At 70.4% G+C, this 17,432-nt stretch carries 17 protein-coding genes and 1 pseudogene; 10 read left to right on the forward strand and 8 right to left on the reverse strand.

Annotation, left to right across the window (positions count from 1 at the left end; genetic code table 11):
* The first annotated feature begins 173 nt into the window (after window positions 1-173).
* Window positions 174-1,420, forward strand: a pseudogene (locus tag DVK06_RS02075) (MgtC/SapB family protein).
* A gap of 42 nt (window positions 1,421-1,462) precedes the next feature.
* Here DVK06_RS02075 and DVK06_RS02080 read toward each other — a convergent pair.
* The 3 genes from DVK06_RS02080 to dph5 all read right to left on the reverse strand — a co-directional run bounded on the left by DVK06_RS02080 (window position 1,463) and on the right by dph5 (window position 3,254).
* A complete protein-coding gene (locus tag DVK06_RS02080) occupies window positions 1,463-1,837 on the reverse strand; it encodes a cyclic nucleotide-binding/CBS domain-containing protein (RefSeq protein ID WP_053771521.1) in 375 nt (124 codons plus the stop codon).
* 116 nt (window positions 1,838-1,953) lie between these two features.
* Window positions 1,954-2,340: a CBS domain-containing protein gene (locus DVK06_RS02085; protein WP_053771522.1), complete on the reverse strand. Its 387-nt coding sequence runs from the start codon at window positions 2,338-2,340 to the stop codon at window positions 1,954-1,956.
* Window positions 2,341-2,456: 116 nt separating this feature from the next.
* Entirely contained in the window at window positions 2,457-3,254 is a 798-nt protein-coding gene (gene dph5 / locus DVK06_RS02090) for a diphthine synthase (RefSeq protein WP_121599117.1), read from the reverse strand.
* Between the two features lie 215 nt (window positions 3,255-3,469).
* Here dph5 and DVK06_RS02095 point away from each other — a divergent pair, with 215 nt between their 5' ends.
* The 3 genes from DVK06_RS02095 to lrpA1 all read left to right on the forward strand — a co-directional run bounded on the left by DVK06_RS02095 (window position 3,470) and on the right by lrpA1 (window position 6,819).
* On the forward strand, window positions 3,470-5,365 hold the full coding sequence (locus tag DVK06_RS02095; RefSeq protein ID WP_053771524.1) for a 2-oxoacid:acceptor oxidoreductase subunit alpha: 1,896 nt from the start codon (window positions 3,470-3,472) through the stop codon (window positions 5,363-5,365).
* Between the two features lie 3 nt (window positions 5,366-5,368).
* Window positions 5,369-6,307 carry a thiamine pyrophosphate-dependent enzyme gene (locus DVK06_RS02100; protein WP_121599118.1) on the forward strand — a complete coding sequence of 313 codons (939 nt, stop codon included), beginning with the start codon at window positions 5,369-5,371 and terminating at the stop codon, window positions 6,305-6,307.
* An 83-nt stretch (window positions 6,308-6,390) separates the two neighbouring features.
* Window positions 6,391-6,819: an HTH-type transcriptional regulator LrpA1 gene (gene lrpA1 / locus DVK06_RS02105; RefSeq protein ID WP_053771526.1), complete on the forward strand. Its 429-nt coding sequence runs from the start codon at window positions 6,391-6,393 to the stop codon at window positions 6,817-6,819.
* A gap of 10 nt (window positions 6,820-6,829) precedes the next feature.
* Here lrpA1 and DVK06_RS02110 read toward each other — a convergent pair whose 3' ends face one another.
* Together DVK06_RS02110 and ileS are read right to left on the reverse strand one after the other, a co-directional pair.
* A complete protein-coding gene (locus DVK06_RS02110) occupies window positions 6,830-7,303 on the reverse strand; it encodes an N-acetyltransferase (RefSeq protein ID WP_053771527.1) in 474 nt (157 codons plus the stop codon).
* Window positions 7,304-7,489: 186 nt separating this feature from the next.
* Complete coding sequence (ileS, locus tag DVK06_RS02115) at window positions 7,490-10,642, reverse strand: isoleucine--tRNA ligase (RefSeq protein ID WP_121599119.1); 3,153 nt, start codon at window positions 10,640-10,642, stop codon at window positions 7,490-7,492.
* 107 nt (window positions 10,643-10,749) lie between these two features.
* Here ileS and DVK06_RS02120 point away from each other — a divergent pair, with 107 nt between their 5' ends.
* Together DVK06_RS02120 and DVK06_RS02125 are read left to right on the forward strand one after the other, a co-directional pair.
* Complete coding sequence (locus DVK06_RS02120) at window positions 10,750-11,046, forward strand: hypothetical protein (protein ID WP_121599120.1); 297 nt, start codon at window positions 10,750-10,752, stop codon at window positions 11,044-11,046.
* Between the two features lie 115 nt (window positions 11,047-11,161).
* On the forward strand, window positions 11,162-12,421 hold the full coding sequence (locus DVK06_RS02125; RefSeq protein WP_121599121.1) for a carboxypeptidase regulatory-like domain-containing protein: 1,260 nt from the start codon (window positions 11,162-11,164) through the stop codon (window positions 12,419-12,421).
* 63 nt (window positions 12,422-12,484) lie between these two features.
* On the opposite strand, the gene DVK06_RS02130 is transcribed toward DVK06_RS02125, so the two are convergent.
* Complete coding sequence (locus DVK06_RS02130; protein WP_121599122.1) at window positions 12,485-13,606, reverse strand: pyridoxal phosphate-dependent aminotransferase; 1,122 nt, start codon at window positions 13,604-13,606, stop codon at window positions 12,485-12,487.
* 131 nt (window positions 13,607-13,737) lie between these two features.
* Between DVK06_RS02130 and DVK06_RS02135 the strand changes: the two genes are divergently transcribed.
* Window positions 13,738-14,238 (forward strand): metal-dependent hydrolase, encoded by a 501-nt coding sequence (locus DVK06_RS02135; protein WP_053771532.1) that lies wholly within the window; start codon window positions 13,738-13,740, stop codon window positions 14,236-14,238.
* Between the two features lie 10 nt (window positions 14,239-14,248).
* Here the strand turns inward: DVK06_RS02135 and DVK06_RS02140 are convergent, their stop codons facing one another.
* Window positions 14,249-15,040, reverse strand: coding sequence for a PHP domain-containing protein (locus DVK06_RS02140; protein ID WP_053771533.1), 792 nt, complete (start codon window positions 15,038-15,040; stop codon window positions 14,249-14,251).
* Window positions 15,041-15,160: 120 nt separating this feature from the next.
* Here DVK06_RS02140 and DVK06_RS02145 point away from each other — a divergent pair, with 120 nt between their 5' ends.
* Window positions 15,161-15,460, forward strand: a complete 300-nt coding sequence (locus tag DVK06_RS02145; protein WP_053771534.1) for a hypothetical protein — start codon at window positions 15,161-15,163, stop codon at window positions 15,458-15,460.
* A gap of 21 nt (window positions 15,461-15,481) precedes the next feature.
* Here the strand turns inward: DVK06_RS02145 and rocF are convergent, their stop codons facing one another.
* Complete coding sequence (gene rocF, locus DVK06_RS02150; protein ID WP_121599123.1) at window positions 15,482-16,387, reverse strand: arginase; 906 nt, start codon at window positions 16,385-16,387, stop codon at window positions 15,482-15,484.
* 133 nt (window positions 16,388-16,520) lie between these two features.
* On the opposite strand from rocF, the gene DVK06_RS02155 reads away from it, so the two are divergent.
* Together DVK06_RS02155 and DVK06_RS02160 are read left to right on the forward strand one after the other, a co-directional pair.
* On the forward strand, window positions 16,521-16,739 hold the full coding sequence (locus DVK06_RS02155) for a hypothetical protein (RefSeq protein ID WP_053771957.1): 219 nt from the start codon (window positions 16,521-16,523) through the stop codon (window positions 16,737-16,739).
* Between the two features lie 108 nt (window positions 16,740-16,847).
* Window positions 16,848-17,381, forward strand: a complete 534-nt coding sequence (locus DVK06_RS02160) for an Rrf2 family transcriptional regulator (RefSeq protein WP_053771536.1) — start codon at window positions 16,848-16,850, stop codon at window positions 17,379-17,381.
* Window positions 17,382-17,432: the final 51 nt, after the last annotated feature.

Genomic DNA, 17,432 nt, shown 5'->3' on the forward strand with positions numbered 1-17,432 from the left:
CCTCTCGACGGTCCCGGTGGGGCGGTCGCGTCCCGGAGAACTGCCAAGAATAAATAGGACTATATAGCAAGCTATAGACGTTGGCGACGGGTACGGGCGAGCATGACTGCGGCGACGCGCGGCGGATCCCCCGGTCCGCGTCGAGGGACGCGGTCGCCACGGGGTGATCGGCGGTGATCGGCGGCGTCGACCCGTTCGTCTACCTGGAGACGAACGTCGCGAAGCTGGTGTTGGCGACCGCGCTCGGCATGTTCCTCGGGTTGGAGCGAGAGTGGTCACAGAAGTCGGCGGGGATCCGGACGTTCGCGCTGATCAGCCTCGCGGCGGCGGTGTTCTCGCTCGTCGGCGAACCGGGGCTCCTCGCCGTCGGCGGGGTGCTGGTGGTCGCCAGCGCGGTGCTGCTGGCGGTGCGAAGCTTCGTCGAGGCCGACGTCGACGGGCTCTCGCTGACCACGTCGGCGTCGATGCTCGTCGCGTACGGCGTCGGCGTCCTCGTCGCGGCGGGGCTGTTCATCGAGTCGGTGACGGTAGCGGTGCTGTCGTCGCTACTCCTGGTGTTGAAACGCGAGCTCCACGCGTTCGCGTGGGGACTCTCCAGAGAGGAGGTGCGCAGCGCCGTGGAGTTCACCATCCTCGCGTTCGTCGTCTTCCCGCTCCTCCCCGCGGAGACGGTCGACCCGTGGGGGGCGGTCCAGCCGCGGCTGGTCTGGTCGCTGGTGGTCGCGGTCAGCGCCATCGGGTTCGTCAACTACGTCCTCGTCAAGCGGTACCAAGGCCGCGGCTACGCGGTGACGGGCTTCTTCGGCGGGCTCGTCAACTCGACGGCGGTCGTCGCCGAGATGGCCGAGCGGGCGAAGGGGCGCGCGGCCATCGGCGACGTCGCGGTGGGCTCCATCCTCCTCGCGAACGCGGCGATGGCGTTCCGGAACGCCGCCGTAGTGGCAGTCTTCGTCCCCGAGGCGGCGCTCGTCGTCGGCGTCCCGCTCGGCGCGATCACCGTCGCGGGGTCGGCGTCGCCGTGCGGCGGAGCGACTGGCGGACGACGATGGAGGCCGAGCTGGCCTCGCCGTTCAGCCTCGGGAACGCGCTCACGTTCGGCGCGCTCTTCCTGACCGTGCTGCTCGTCTCCGCTGTCGCCGAGGAGTCGTTCGGCGCGAGCGGCTTCATCGTCACCTCCTTCCTCGCCGGCCTGGTGTCGTCGGGGACCTCGACGGCCACGGCGGTCTCGCTGCTCGGGACCGGACAGATCGGGGTCGAGACCGCGATCGCGGGCGTGATCGCCGGCACCGCCGCCAGCGTCCTGATCAAGACCGTCTTCGCGGCGAGCATCGCTCGGGAACTCGTCCGTCCGGTGTTCTTCTGGAACCTCCTGCTGATCGCCGTGGGGGTACTCGCCGGAATCCCGGTGTTGCTGTTTTAAAACGCCTCGGCGGACCCGCTCCGGCGCGGGTCGGGGCGCGCCTCACGAGAGGTGTTCGGCGATGTCCGTCGACGAGACCATGCCGACGTAGTCGTCGTCGACGACCGGGAGGTGTTTGACGCCGTACATCGTCATCATCGCGGCCACCTCCTGCATCATGAGGTCGGGCGTCACCGTCTCGACGTCCTCGGTCATCACGTCGCGGACCGTCGTCGCCTCGGGGTCGCGCCCGTCGGCGACCGCCCCGACGACGTCGCTCTGCGTGACGATACAACCGCCGCCGGTGGTCACGACGAGGGCGCTGATGCCGCCGTCGCGCATCCGCTGAGCCGCCTCTCGAATCGGAACGTTCGCTCCGATCGTCTCCAGCGGCGTCGACATCACGTCCGCGACGCGAGTTCTGTCGTCGAGATCCATGCCACGACGTGTGATACCGCGTGTCATTACTCTTCCGGAACCCACAACGCGGGGCGGGCGCGATCCCGTTCGGGACGGCAGAAGAGCGGCGGAACGCGACGCTCTGAGGGGGGCCGTCAGCGCGCCTTCGAGAGGTGCGCCGTGAGGTCCGTCGTCGACACCATCCCTATCGGTCTGCCGTCCCCGTCGGTCACCGGGAGGTGGGTGTATCCGTGCGCGGTCGGCGCCGCCAGCTCCGCGACGGTGTCCTCGCGGCCCACCGTGACGACGTCGGTCGTCATGAACGCTTCGACCGGCGTCCGGTCTTTCGGGTCGTTGTCGCGGACGAGCCCCACGAAGTCCGTCGCGGTGATCAGCCCGGCCAGCCGTCCGTCGGGCTCCACGACGAGGATCGAACTGACGCCGGTGTCGCGCATCCGCTTCGCCGCGTCGGCCGCTGGGGCGCCGCGTTCGATCGTGGTGAGGTCGGTCGACATGAGCCGATCGACGAGTACGTCGTTCATGTCTCGTGGTAACGCTGGGCACGGTTATCAATTATCCGGTCGGAGGGCCTGTTCGCGTCGAGCGACACGGGTTCGGGCCCGGCGAGGGACGGAGACGTCCCGGACCGCCCGACGGCTCACTCCTCGACGAGGGCGTCCGGAGCGTCCGCGAGGCCGACCAGCGCGTCCGCTTCGACGTGGTGGAGGTCGCCCGGGATCACGAGCAGGTGGAGCGGGTCGCCGAACTGGCGGTCGGCGAGCGCGCTCAGGCGGTCGGCGGCGACGACCGCGTCCGGCGACCCGGCGCGGGCGACGGCGACAGCGAGCTCGTCGGCCCACCCCTCGGCGAGCAGTTCCGCGGCCGCGTCGGCCGTCATGTACTCCTCGTGGTCCGGGTCGGGGCCGCTCGGGCCGGTCCCGACCTTGATGTCGAGGTAGACGACGGTGTGGAGCCCGCGCTCGCGGTTCGCCTCGACGGTCTCGACCACGCTCGCGGGCACGTCGTCGCCGCCGTGCGCGTACGGGAACGGCAGCGTCGTCGCCTTCCCGAACCGGTAGTTCTGGAGCCCCGTCAGGCTCGACGCCGCGGACTGGGCGGTGACGCCGTGGACCACCCGCGTGTCGATGCCGCGCTCCTCGGCGCGGAGCCGGAGGTCGGTGTGGGTGGTCGAGATCATCGTGTCGCCGGCCGTGAGGAAGGCGGCGTCGCCGTCCGCGGCCGCCTCCAGGATCGGCTCCGGATCCCGTTCCACGCCGGCGCGGTCGCGGACGGCGATGTCGACGTCGTGGTACGCCTCCAGGTCGGCGACGTCGGCGCCGATCAGCCGACTGGTGTAGAACTCCGCGAAGACCCGGTCGGCCGCCCGCAGCGCCTCGCGCCCCTCGACGGTGACGGAGCGCTCGTCGTAGAGGCCGAGCCCGATGAAGGTGAGCATGGGTGCGTTCGGCGCGCGGCGGCCTAAAAAGACGCGGAAGGGTCGGCAGCGACGAAACCGAGGGCGGGCGCTCGGATCGGCCCGGCGGACGGGCGACGAGCGCCCGAGCGCCCCTTATAGACCTTCATGATAGTCCCTTGGGATTCCATAGCAAGCCCTAAGAGGGAACCAGCACAACGTTCCGCTACGAGGCCCAATCGGGCTCACATACCACTATGACTGACGACGAACTCATCTGGCGGATATCGGGGGGATCCGGTGACGGGATCGCTTCCACCAGCCAGAACTTCGCGAAGGCCTTGATGCGATCGGGGCTCAACGTCTTCACGCATCGGCACTACCCGTCGCGGATCCGCGGCGGCCACACCTATACCGAGGTCCGCGCGTCGGCGGACCCCGTCGAATCCCGGGGCGACGGCTACAACTTCCTGCTGGCACTCGGCGACTCCTTCGCCCGTAACCCGCAGGAGGAGGCCGTCTACGGCAACGAAGAGATCAAGCCGCTCTCGGAGAACCTAGACGAGCTCCGCGAGGGCGGGGTCATCGTCTACGACGAGGGGCTGTTGGACGCCTCCGAGATCCCGAACTTCGAGGAGCGCGCCGAGGAGAACGACTGGCACGTGTACCCGCTCGACCTCCGCGGGCTCGCCCGCGACATGGGTCGCGAGGTCATGCGCAACACCGCCGGCGTCGGCGCGACCTGCGCGCTGACCGGCATGGAACTCGACCACGTCGAGGACCTGATGCGCGACGCGATGCCGGAGAAGATCCTCGAACCGAACCTGGAGATCCTCGAGACCGCGTACGACCAGGTCCGCGAGGAGTACGACGTGGACGCCCCGGACGTGTCGGTGCCGACGGGCGAACACGACGAGACCCAGCTGCTCATGTCCGGGTCGGACGCCATCTCCTACGGCGCCATCGACGAGGGCTGCCGGTTCATCGCCGGCTACCCGATGACGCCGTGGACCGAGGTGTTCACCATCATGACGCAGAACCTGCCGAAGCTCGGCGGGATCTCCGAGCAGGTGGAAGACGAGATCGCCGCGGCCGCGCTCGCGGTCGGGGCCTCGCACGCCGGCGTCAAGGCGATGTCCGGCTCCTCCGGCGGCGGGTTCGCGCTGATGTCCGAGCCGCTCGGGCTGGCGGAGATGACGGAGACGCCCGTCGTCCTCGTCGAGGCCATGCGCGCCGGCCCCTCGACCGGGATGCCGACGAAGCCGGAGCAGTCCGACCTCGAACACGTCCTCTACACCTCGCAGGGCGACTCCCAGCGCGTCGTCCTGGCCCCGGGGACCGTCGAGGAGGCGTACGAGCAGTCGCGCATCGCCTTCCGGCTCGCCTACGAGTACCAGATCCCGACGATCCTGCTGTACGACCAGAAGCTCGGCGGCGAGCTGACGAACGTCCCCAAGAGCCACTTCGACCGCGATCCGAACCCGGACCTCGGGAAGACGCTCTCGGAGGACGCGCTCGCGGACGAGCCGCACTCCGGCGACGGGAAGTTCCACCGCTTCCAGCACGACGTCGACGACGGCGTCTCGCCGCGGTCGGTGCCCGGGCAGAAGGGCGGTCGCTTCCTCGCGACGGGCAACGAGCACGACCCGACCGGCCACATCAGCGAGTCCCCGGACAACCGGGTCGCGCAGATCGACCGGCGGACCCAGAAGCTGGAGGCGATCCGCGCCGACCTCGACGGGGAGGACACCGGCTCGTACGCCGGGCCCGAGGACGCCGAGTACGGCATCCTCACGTTCGGCAGCCAGCAGGGCACCGTCGAGGAGGCCGTCGGTCGGCTCAACGAGGCCGGCCACTCCGTGAAGTCGTACGGGGTCTCCGACATGCTCCCGTTCCCGACCGAGCAGGTCGAGGCGTTCGTCGAGAGCGTCGACGAGGTCCTCGTCGTCGAGATGACGGCGTCCGGACAGTTCCGCGGGCTCGTCCAGAAGAACCTCGGCCGCTACGGCGAGAAGCTGTCGAGCCTGTTGAAGTACAACGGGAACCCGTTCGAGCCGGCGGAGGTCGTCGACGGGTTCGAGGCCGCGATCGTCGAGGGCGACGGCGACGCGTCCGGCCACCAGACCACGTTCGTCCCAGCCGCAGGTGACTAACCAATGAGCACGTTTTCAGCGATCGGAGAGGAGCGGGAGATCGACCGCGACGAGTACACCCCCGGCGTGGAGCCGCAGCCGACGTGGTGTCCGGGCTGCGGTGACTTCAGCGTCCTGAAGGCGCTCAAGCAGGCGCTGCCGGAGGTCGGGCGCACGCCCGAGGAGACCCTGCTGTGTACCGGGATCGGCTGTTCGGGCAAGCTGAACAGCTACCTCGACACGTACGGGTTCCACACGATCCACGGGCGCTCGCTGCCCGTGGCCCGCGCCGCGAAGCTCGCGAACCCCGACCTCGAAGTGATCGCCGCCGGCGGCGACGGCGACGGCTACGGGATCGGCGGGAACCACTTCGTCCACACGGCCCGGGAGAACCACGACATGACGTACATCGTGTTCAACAACGAGATCTTCGGGCTCACGAAGGGGCAGACCTCCCCGACCAGCCCGAAGGGCCACAAGTCGAAGACGCAGCCCCACGGGAGCGCCAAGGAACCGATCAAGCCGCTCTCGATGTCGCTCAACGCCGGCGCCTCCTACGTCGCCCGGACGGCCGCGGTCAACCCGAACCAGGCGAAGGAGATCCTCATCGAGGCGATCGAACACGACGGGTTCGCGCACGTCGACTTCCTCACCCAGTGTCCGACCTGGAACAAGGACGCGCGCCAGTACGTCCCGTACATCGACGTCAACGACTCCGACGACTACGAGTTCGACAAGACGGACCGCGTCGAGGCCCAGGAGATGATGCGCACGACCGAGGAGGCCCTCTACGACGGCGAGGTCCTCACCGGCCGCTTCTACGTCGACGAGGACCGTCCGTCCTACGGCCAGGAGAAGCGCGAAATCGGCGAGATGCCCGAGGAGCCGCTCGCCGAGCGCTACTGGGACGACGACTACGAGTGGGAGCGCTCCCACGACATGTTCCTCGACAAACACGCCTGAGCGGGGCCGTCGGTCGTTGACGGCGCGGTGAATCCGTTTTTTGATTCGCAAGGTATTTTTTCATTGGTGACAAACGGAGTGATATGAGTACGGTATCGACGGAAGAGCGGATCCTCTCCGTGTTAGAGGAGGACGCGCAGGCGTCCTGCGGGGAGATCGCCGAACGGGCCGACGTCTCGAAGCCGACGGTGCGGAAGTACATCGACCGCCTCGAAGAGCGGGGCGTGATCGTCGGCTACTCCGCGGAGGTCGACCCGAAGAAGCTCTCGTCGCAGTCGATCGCCATGGTCGGGATGGACGTCGACTCCGGACAGTACGTGGAGGCGACGCGCGAACTGAAGTCGCTCGACGAGGTCCAGGCGCTGTACACCTCCTCGGGCGACCACATGCTGATGGCCGAGGTCCGCGCCGGCGACGGCGACGAGCTCGGCGAGGTCATCTCCGAGAAGCTGCTCGGCGTCGAGGGCGTCACCGCGGCCCACCCCTCCTTCCTGCAGGAGCGACTGAAGTAGGCCGGCGGCCTCAGACGAGCGTCCGCGGGGCCGCGACCACCACGTCCTCGTCGCCGACGGGGCTCCGGCGGGTCCCGCGCGCCTCGAAGCCGTGTGCGACGAAGAACTCCGTCGCGCTCGGTCTGTCCGCCGGCACCGTTGCCCGGAGCGTCTCGACGCCGCGGTCGGCGAGCGCGCCGCCGACGCGCGACAGCAGCTCCCCGGCGATCCCCTCCCCCGCGCGGTTCGGGTGGACCCACAGCGCCAGTAGCTCCGCTTCGGCGCCGTCCGGGTCCGGGTGCGCGATGGCGAGGCCGACGGGGCCCTCCTCGTCGTGTTCCATCAGGAACGACCACTCGGCCTCGGCGGCGGCCTCGCGGACGCCGGCGGCGGAGACGTCGAGCAGCGGTGCGCCGATGTCGTCGAACACCGTCTCCTCCCGGGCCCGCGAGACCGCGGTGCGAAGGGCCTCGGCGTCGTCGGCCCGAGCCGCCCGAACATCCATGTTCAACTGTGAGTAAAGAACGCACCTATAGGTTTCGGGGTGCGAATTGTTCCCACAGTAATTCGCGTCGCGGAGGCGACGCCCCGGCGGTGCCGTTGTCGTCGGTTCGAGCCAGCGAGCGCGGGCGCTGAGGGCTTCGAAACCGAGCACTCGGACGCTCGAAGCGGCGTCTTCGGTCGGGGAGGCCTACGCGACCGGGTCGACGCCGATGGTGAGCGTGACGTCCTCGACCTCCCACTCCTCGACGAGGCCGTCCTCGGCGTCCGCCGCGTCGGTCGGGTCGTCGAACCAAGCGTCGGCGCGCACTTCGCCGGCGATGAGGTCGGCGTGGTCGTCCACGAAGCCGGCCACGCGGTCGTCGTCGACGCCGACGCCGACGCGGATCCGCGCCTCCACGTCCAAGTCGAGCTCCTTGCGCATCTCCTGGATCCGGCGGATCACGTCGCGGGCGTACCCCTCGGACTCGATGTCGGGGGTCAGCGAGGTGTCGACGTAGACGGTGCCGCCCTCGAAGTCGGCGCCGGAGACGTGCTCCGGGGGCTCAGCGACGTACTCGACCATCTCGTCGTCGAGGTCGACGGGCTGGCCGTCGACGGTCACCTCGCCGCTCTCGACCGCCGCGCGGTCGGCGCCCTGAACCGCCTCCATCACCTTCTGGGCGTCGCCGCCGAACGCGGGTCCGATGGCCGCCATCTGCGGCTCCGCGGTCTCGACGAGCTCGTCGAAGGCGTCCGTGACGAGCACCTCGCGGGCGTTGACGCGGTCGGCGATCAGCGCTTCGAGCCGGTCGACCGCGGCCGCGACGGTCTCGTCGGCCGTCTCGACGACGACGCGCGGGACGGGCCAGCGGAGCTTCCGGCCGGCCTGCTGACGCGCGTTCGCCGCCGCCTCCTCCACGTCGCGGAAGACCGCCACGTCGCGTTCGAGGTCAGGGTCGCGCAGGTCGGCGTCCGGCTCGGGGTACGACAGCGCGTGGACGGTCGTCGCCGCGCCGTCGAGCCGCTGGTACATCCGCTCGGTCAGGTACGGCGCGATCGGCGCGAGCAGGCGGATCACCTCGTCGAGGACGGTCGCGAGCGTGGCGTAGGCGCCGCGCTTCGAGGCGGAGTCGGCCTCCTCCCACATGCGGTCGCGGACCGCCTTCACGTAGAACCGCGACACGTCCTGCGTGACGAACTCGATGACGGCGTTGACCGCGTCGCTGACCTGGTAGTCGTCCCAGGCCTCGGCGACCTCGGCCTCCACGGACTGGAGCCGCGAGAGCACCCACTCGTCGACGAGCTCGAGCTCGCCGTCGGAGAGGTCCGCGTCGGCGGGGTCGTAGCCGTCGAGCTCCATGTACTCCAGCGGGAACCGGAACACGTTCCAGAGGATGTTGAGCTTGCCCTGAATCTCGCCGAGCCCGTCCCACTCGAACGCGAGGTCGACCCCCTGCTGGTCGTGGCTGAGCAGGTAGGTCCGGAGCGGGTCGCGTCCGGCCCGGTCGATCGCCTCCTCCGGCGTGACGATGTTGCCGACCGACTTCGACATCTTCCGGCCGTCCTCGTCGTTGGCGAAGCCGTGCATCAGCACCTCGTCGTACGGGATCTCGCCGACCGCGGCGGTACCCATGCCGAGCTGCGACCAGAACCAGCCGCGGGTCTGGTCGTGCGCCTCGATGATGAGGTCGGCGGGCCACAGCTCGTCGTGCGCGGCCTCGTCGCTCGGGTAGCCCAGCGTCCCCCACGAGGCGACGGAGGAGTCGAGCCACACGTCGAACACGTCCTCGACGCGGCGGTACGTCGTCCCGTCCTCGACGATAGTGAGGTCGTCGACGGAGGGGCGGTGGAGGTCGATCGACTCGGGGTCGACGTCCTCCTCGACGCGCTCGGCGAGCTCCTCGCGGGTGCCGATCACGATCATGTCCTCGTCGAGGTCGCCGGCGTCGGCGTCCTCCGGCACCCAGATGGGGATCGGGATCCCCCAGTAGCGCTGGCGGGAGACGTTCCAGTCGGGCGCGTCCTCGATGAAGTCGCGGAACCGGTTGTCGCGGGCCCAGTCGGGGTGCCACTCCGAGTCCTCCATGTTGTCGAGGAGGTCGTCTTTGACGTCCGTGATCGAGATGAACCACTGGTCGGTGACCAGCTGAACGATCCCGGTGTCACACCGCCAGCAGTGGCCGTAGCTGTGGTCGACAGTGCCGTGCGCGAGCATGTGTCCGTCGGCGACGAGGTCGTCGACGATGTCGTCGTTGGCGTCGCGCACGAACTGGCCGGCGTACTCGCCGGCCGCCTCGGTGAACTCGCCGTTCGGCTTCACGGGGCAGTGGATGTCGAGCCCGAGCTCCGTGCCGCGCTGGAAGTCCTCCTCCCCGTGGCCGGGCGCGGAGTGGACCAGTCCGGTCCGGTCGGCCTCCACGTAGTCGGCGGCGTACACCCGACCGGCGCCCTCGAAGTCGGGGTACTCGGCGACGCGGTCGGCGAGCGGGTGGTCGTACGCCCAGCCGACGAGCTCGTCGCCCGTCAGCTCGGCCTCGACCTCGTAGTCCTCGTAGCGCCCTTCGCCGAGCACGTCCTCGACGCAGTCGGCGGCGACGTAGATGAGCTCGCTCTCGCCGTCCTTCTCCGCGCGGACGGCGTTGTAGGTGAGATCCTCGTCGACGGCGACGAAGGTGTTCGCGGGGATGGTCCACGGCGTCGTCGTCCAGATGACGAGGCTCCCCTCGCGGTCGGCGAGCGGGAACTTCACGTAGACGGAGGGGTCCTCGACGTCCTCGTACTCCACCTCGTTGTTTGCGAGGCCGGTCTCGCAGCGCGGGCACTGCGAGATGGACCGCTTCCCCTGCTCGACGAGGCCGTTGTCGGCGACCTCGGAGAACGCCCACCAGGCGGCCTCCATGTACTCCGGCGAGATGGTCTCGTACGGGTTGTCCCAGTCCATCCACGCGCCGATGGATTTGAAGTCCTCGTCCATCGCCGCCCGGTTCTCCAAGGCGAACTGCTTACACTTCTCGATGAACGCCTCCATCCCGTACTCCTCGATGTCCCGCTTGTTCTCGAAGCCGAGCTCCTCCTCGACTTTGACCTCGATCGGGAGCCCGTGCATGTCGTAGCCGGGGCGGTCGGTGACGCGGTGGCCGGTCATCCGCTTGTACCGGATGACGGCGTCCTTCAGCGTCTTGTTCCAGGCCGTCCCGAGGTGCATCTGCCCGGAGGTGTACGGCGGGCCGTCCACGAAGAAGAACGGCGGGTCGTCGGCGTGCGCCTCCTTCGCCGCCTCGTAGGCGTCGTGGTCGTCCCAGTACTCGTCGACCGCGGACTCGACGTCCGCGGGCGCGTACTGGTCGTCGATCTGCTCCATACGCGTTGGTCTGCGCGCGCGTATTTGAATACGGCGGAGTCGTGGGAACGGTTCAGCGGCGGCGAGGCGGGACAAGACACTTCTCCCGGGAGGCGGACGCAGCGAACATGGAGACGCCGCGACTCGCCCGCGAGAACCTCGGGTACGCGCTCCTCGGCGGCCCGGCACTGGCCGCCGCCGCGTACCTGGCCGGCGCGTGGCTCGCCGGCACCGGCGCCGGCGTCGCCGCCGCAGTCGCGGCGTACGCCCTCGGCTGGGCGCTCGCGGCGCGGGGGTCCGGGTCGGCGTCGGAGCGGTCGACGTCCGAGCGATCGACCGCGAACGCGGACGACGGCTCGGACCGGCGCGAGCGGGAGGCCGAGGCGGGGAAGAGCGGCTACGGCGGCGGTGGCGGCGGCGGGTAGCGGAGGCGGTTTCCCGGCCCCACTGACCGTCAGATCGGCCGGGAAAGCGAGATTCAGGCCCGCTTACGGCAAGTAATCGGGTCATACCTATACTGACCGACCGCGTACGCCGCGTATGAACGTCGCACGTTCGACGCTGGTCACCGCGGCAATACTGTTCGTCGCGGTGACCGCGACCGGCGGCGCGTTCGCCGCCGACCCGGTGACGCTCACCGTCTCCGTGACCGATCGGGACGGCGACGCCGTCGCCGGTGCGACAGTCGAGGCGACGTGGGAGACCGACGCCGGTGAGACGGGGACCGCGTCCGGGACGACGGCGAGCAACGGGAACGTCCTCCTCGACGTCCCGGAGGGCGCCGGCGTCGAGTTGGACGTCGACGACGACGCTTACGTCCGGAACCGTCCGCTCCGGGTCGAGAACGCCAGCGAGACGACCGTGGACCTCGGGGTCTCACGGAGCGGCACCGCGACCGTGACCGTCGTCGACGGGGAGAACCGGTCGCAGCCGGACGCGACCGTCCGGGTCCGCGAAGGCGGGCGGACGATCGACCGGGGCGAGACCGAGGCGGACGGGCGGTACGAGACGGCGCGCCTCGAACGCGGCGACTACGAGGTCGTCGTCGTGAAGCCCGGGTACCTGGAGGCGTCCGTCCCCGTGACCGTGGGGGACGGCGGCGAGGCCCGGGTCGCCGTCGAGCGAGGCGCCACGACGCTCGACGTGCGGGTCTTCGACGACCACTTCGACCCGCCGGTCCCGATCGAGACGGGGGCGGTGCGGGCCTCCTCCTCGGTGTTCGACGGGCGGGTGAGCGTGACCGACGGGACCGCATCGCTCACCGTACCGGTGAATGCCGTCTACACGGTCGCGGTCGTCAAGAACGGATACGACGCCACGTCCGAGCGGGTCAGGGTGGAGGAGTCGGCGGTGAGCGTGAACGCCACCGCGCAGCGCAGCGCCGCACTCGTCGCCGAGCCCGCGAACGACCGCGTCCTCGTCGGGGAGACGACGCGCGTGACCGTGCGGAACGCCTACGACGAGCCGGTCGGTGGTGCGACCGTCGAACTCGACGGCGAGGCCGTCGGGGAGACCGACGACCGCGGCGAGTTCGAAGTGACGATCCGGACCGCCGGTGACCGGACGCTCGTCGCGCGGGACGGCGACACCGTCTCCGAACCGGTGACGGTCGTGGGCGTCGACGAGTCGGCGACGGACCGCGACGACGGGAGCGCCGACGACGCGGACGGCGACGCGTCCGACGGCGACTCGTCGAGCGGCGACGGGACCACCGACGACGAGAACCCCGGATTCGGCGTCGTCGCGGCCGCGGTCGCTCTCCTCGCGCTGTCCGTCGCGGGCCGGACCCGCGGCCGGTGAGGGCGTCGCGGCGGCCGTCGGGAGCGACCGGCTGACGAGCGCCCGCCGGCCCGCCGGGGTTCCTCAGCGGGAGTCCGGGGCCACGTCCGCGAAGTAGTCCGCGAGCCGCTCGGCCGCCTCGGTCGCGCGCGGCGTCACCAGCGCGAACCGGATCCACTCGTCGCGGGCGGTGCCGAACGCCTCGCCCGGCATGCCGGCGACGCCCGCCTCGTCGATCAGGCGCTTGACGTTCGCCATCGTGCCGGGGAATCCCTCGAAGCGCGCGAGGACGTAGAAGGCACCCTCCGGGCGGCTGTACTCGGCGCCGGCCGCGTCGAGGGCGTCGGTGAAGGCCGCGACACGGTCGGCGAGCAGCTCGCGCGACTCGGCGTAGTAGTCGTCCGGGGTCTCGGCGAGCGCGTGGTAGACCGCGTACTGGGAGGGACGGGCCCCGGTGACGTTCACGAGCATGTGACGGGTCTTCGCGTCGCCGACGTGCGCCTCGGGGAACACGCCGTAGCCGACCCGGAGCCCCGTGATCGCCATCGACTTCGAGAAGCCGCTGGTGACGATCACGCGCTCGGAGTCGAGGGTTAGGGCCGACTCGAAGGAGCCGGCGAGGTCGAACTGACCGTACACCTCGTCGACGACGACCACGGCGTCGACCGCCTCGGCGACCGCGACGACCTCGCGGACCGCGTCGAGGTCGTAGACGGCGCCGGTCGGGTTGTTCGGGGTGTTCAAGACGATCAGCGCGGTGTCCCCGCTCGCGGCCTCACGGACCGCGTCGACGTCGAGGCTCCCGTCGCGGGCGGTGGGCACGAGCGTCGGCTCGCCGCCGAGGAGGTGGGTCTTCCCCGGGTAGTACGGGTACACCGGGTCCATCAGGAGCGCCTCGTCGCCGGCGCCGCGGTCGAGCGCGCGCGCCATCGCGAGGTAGTTCGCCTCGCCGGTGCCGTTGGTGACGACCACGCGCTCGGGGTCCACGTCGCGGCGCTCGGCGATCGCCTCGCGGAGCTCGCGGAGCCCGTCGCTCGGCGGGTACTGGAAGTCGGCGGGCGGCAGGTCGGCGTACTCGCGGAGCGCCTCCCGGAGCGCGGCGGGCGGCTCCCAGTCGGGGTTACCGCTCACCATGTCGATGACGTCGCCGTCGGCGGCCGCGGCGTACCGCATCACGTGGAAGAACTTCGGCTCCTCGTACTCCATACGGTCGGGTCGGACGCGGTCGCCGTGGCTCTTTCGACCCGAACGCCGGGGCCGCCGACGGGGGAGGCGCGGCGTCCCACCGAGTCACCGCGATCCGGTGGTTTGACCTGCCGACCCGCACACGGGGAGACATGAACAAACGCGGCCACGTGCTCAACGGCCTGCTGCTCGCCCTCGGGCTCGGCTTCATCCTCGAACCGGGGCTCGACGCGGCGACCGCGACGACCGTCGCCGAGATCACCGTTCCCGTCGTGTTGGGGGCGCTGTTCCCCGACGTCGACACCGCCTTCGGGCGCCACCGGAAGACGCTCCACAGCCTCCCCGTGCTGGCGGTGTTCCTCGCGTACCCGATCTTCTTCGGGAACCTCCAGTACGTCTGGATCGGCGTGTTGACTCACTACGTCCTCGACGTGGTCGGGAGCCGCCGGGGTATCGCGCTGTTCCACCCCCTCTCGGACCGGGAGTTCGGATTCCCGAGCGGCGTGACGACGAGCAGCAAGTACGCCGACCTCGTCACGGTGGTCATCACCGCGATCGAGCTGGCGGGCTTCTGGGCGATCCACACCTACGTCGTCAGCCTCGATCTGGACCTGTCCGCCGCGTCGGAAGCCGCGGCCGGATTCGGACTGTGAGCGCGACGCGCTACTCGTAGACGCTCACGTCGTCGAACCGCCCCTCGTAGGCGACGTTCGACGGCAGGGTAGGCTCGTTTCCGGAGAGGAACATCCGGTCGAGCTTCGCCCACGTGTTCTCGTAGCCGAGGTGTGCGAACTCGACGAGCCCCCGGAGTCGGTGGCCGACGCCGCCGCGGTGGATCACCGTCCGCGGGCGGCGCTCGCGGAACGCCTCGGCGACCGCCGCGGCGTCGTCGAGGTCGCCCCCGAAGGCGGTCCACGCCTCGCCGACCGTGCCGGGGAGGTGGGCGTACGACGAGCCGAAGCCGGCGCAGCCGGTCTCCGACGCGGTCCGGCGGGCGCGGGCGTTCTGGTGGGGGAGGAGCTTCGTGTTGTACGTCTCGACGGCGTCGATCCGGGCGGCGTGCGCGTCCACCTCGGGCCGCGTGAGCGAGATGGTGGCGAACCCGGGGTGCGGGACGAGGACGGCCGCGTCCTGGCGCTCGAACTCGGCCATGGCGCCCTCGAAGGTGATGTAGTCGGGGACCGGGTCGGAGAGCCCGAGCGCGAGGAGGTGCCGCCGGTTCCCCCAGTCGCCGGTGAACACCTCGCGGGCGGGGACGACGGTCAGCTCGTCGTCGCTGTAGCGGGCCGCGCGCTCGCGGACCGTCGGGAGCCGCGTGAAGTGCGGCGCGTACACGAGCGCGTCGATCCCGCGGGCCTTCGCGCGGGCGACGACCTCGTCGTCGAGCACCTTGACGTGGGCGTCGACGCGCGTTTGCGATCGGGTCACGGTCGCACGGTCGTCGCGCCCGCGCAAAGGCGTATCGTTCGACGACGACGGTGCCGCGGCCGCGGGTCGGACCGCGCGGCGGCGGCCCGTCCCGGCGTCTCGCCGAGTTGGGAAACCGTTAATCCCCCTCGGGCGAGTGTTCCCGGTATGGCTCCTCGCTGGACGTGCGGCATCGGCGACTGCGACGCCGCCTTTGACGACGTGGAGGCGGCGATCGTCCACCAGACGAACGACCACCAGCGCCACGAGTGCAAGGTGTGCGGCACGATCGTTCCGGACGGCTACTTCGCGATCCGCCACGCGTTCGACGAGCACACCCGCGCCGAGTTCGTCCGCGCGTACGACGCCGACTCCGCGGCGGTCCGGCGCCGCGAGGAGATCAAAGGCGAGATCGAGGCCGCCGCGGACCTCCAGCGCGTCGTCGAGGAACTCGACCGGAACGTCTGAGGCGGATCTGTCGTCCCCGAGCTACAGCACCCGCTTCCCGAACGCGCTCGCCGCGAGCTCCGTCGCCAGCTCCGCCGTCTCGTTGTGCTGGTCCAGCGTCGGGTTCACCTCGACGATCTCCATCGAGCGGAGCGCGTCCGTCTCGTCGACGATCTCCATCGCGCTGTGCGCCTCGCGGTAGGTGACGCCCCCGCGGACGGGCGTCCCGACGCCGGGCGCGGCGTTCGGGTCGAGCCAGTCGAGATCGAGGCTGACGTGGATCCCGTCGACGCCGGCCGAGGCGACGTCGAGCGCCTCCTCCGTGACCTCGGTTATCCCCCGCTCGTCGATGTCGGACATCGTGTACGCGGCGAAGTCGCGCTCGCGGATGAGCTCCGCCTCCGCGCCGTCGACCGACCGCAGCCCGACGAGGGCGACGTTCTCCGGCGAGAGCCCCGGCGCGGTCGCCCACTCGGCGTCCGCGAACTCGCCGATCCCGAGGGCGGCCGCCAGCGGCATCCCGTGGACGTTGCCCGACGGCGTCGTCGCGGGCGTGTTGAGGTCGGCGTGCGCGTCGAACCACACGGCGCCGATGTCCGCGTCGCGCGCGGAGCCGGCGAGGCTCCCGATGGCGATCGAGTGGTCGCCACCGAGCGCGAGCGGCACGTCGCCGGCGTCGAGCGTCGCGGCGACCTCGTCGCCGAGCTCCCGGCACACGTCGGCGGTCTCGCGGAGGAACTTCGCCTCCCCGACGCTGGGCGCGTCCGCGTCCGGGTCGCGCTCCTCCGCCCGCGGGACGGGGAGGTCGCCCGCGTCGACCGCCTCGACGCCGGCGCCGGCGAGCTGGTCCGCGAGCCCGCCGTACCGGATCGCCGACGGTCCCATGTCGACCCCGCGTCGGTTCGCCCCGTAGTCGGTCGGCGCGCCGATAATCCTGACCGTGGTCATACCGGGTACGCGACGCCGCGGCGCTTGAATGGTGGGGATCGACGCGGCCGCGGCCCGCGAGGGCGGCGGAGAGCGCCCGATTCGCCTCGCCGGATCGGACACCGTTTTGCGCCCGGGCCGCCACGGGGCGGTCATGGGCAGTTCCGATCCCTACTCGGTCGAGCCCGGCGACATCGAGCCGATCGGCGCGACCATCGCGGTCGCGTTCACCGGCGCGGCGATCGGGCTCGTCGGCGCCGCGGTGTCGTTCGTCGCCGTCGACTTCGGGCTTGCGCTGATCGGCGTCGGCGTGGTCGTCGCGCTGTCGAGCCCGCTCGCGTACGTGCGCATGAAGCGGCTGCGCGGGGAGTAGCCCCGGAACGCGCAGCGCCGGCTGTACCCGGCCGTCGAGGCGGTTTCACACGATCATTTATAAGCGAATTCCATCGCATTTAAGCGGGGGCGTCGTGTATTCGAGACCATGTCATCGATCGAGCTCACGTCGAGCCAGAAGAGCATCCTCACGGCCCTCATCAACCTGTACGGGGAACAGGAAGACGCCGTCAAAGGCGAGGCGATCGCCGAGGAAGTCGACCGCAATCCCGGGACGATCCGGAACCAGATGCAGAGCCTCAAGGCCCTCCAGCTCGTCGAGGGCGTCCCCGGTCCGAAGGGCGGCTACAAGCCCACCTCGAACGCCTACGAGGCGCTCGACATCCAGCGCATGGACGAGCCGGCCGACGTCCCGATCTCCCACGAGGGCGAGCAGGTCGAGGGGACCAACGTCGACGGGATCGACCTCTCCAGCGTCCACCACCCCGAGCTGTGCCGCGCCGAGATCCACGTCCAGGGCTCGGTCCGCGACTTCCACGAGGGGGACAGCGTCACCGTCGGCCCGACGCCGCTCTCGAAGCTCGTCATCGACGGCACCGTCGACGGCAAAGACGACACCGCGAACATTCTCATCCTGCGGATCGACGACATGCGGGCGCCCGACGAGCCGGCCGAACACTGATCTAGAAGCGGGACTCGTCTACCGGTTCGAGAAATCCTCGGAGAGCGCGGA

Source organism: Halorubrum sp. Atlit-28R (assembly GCF_003665955.1).
GTDB lineage: Archaea > Halobacteriota > Halobacteria > Halobacteriales > Haloferacaceae > Halorubrum > Halorubrum tropicale.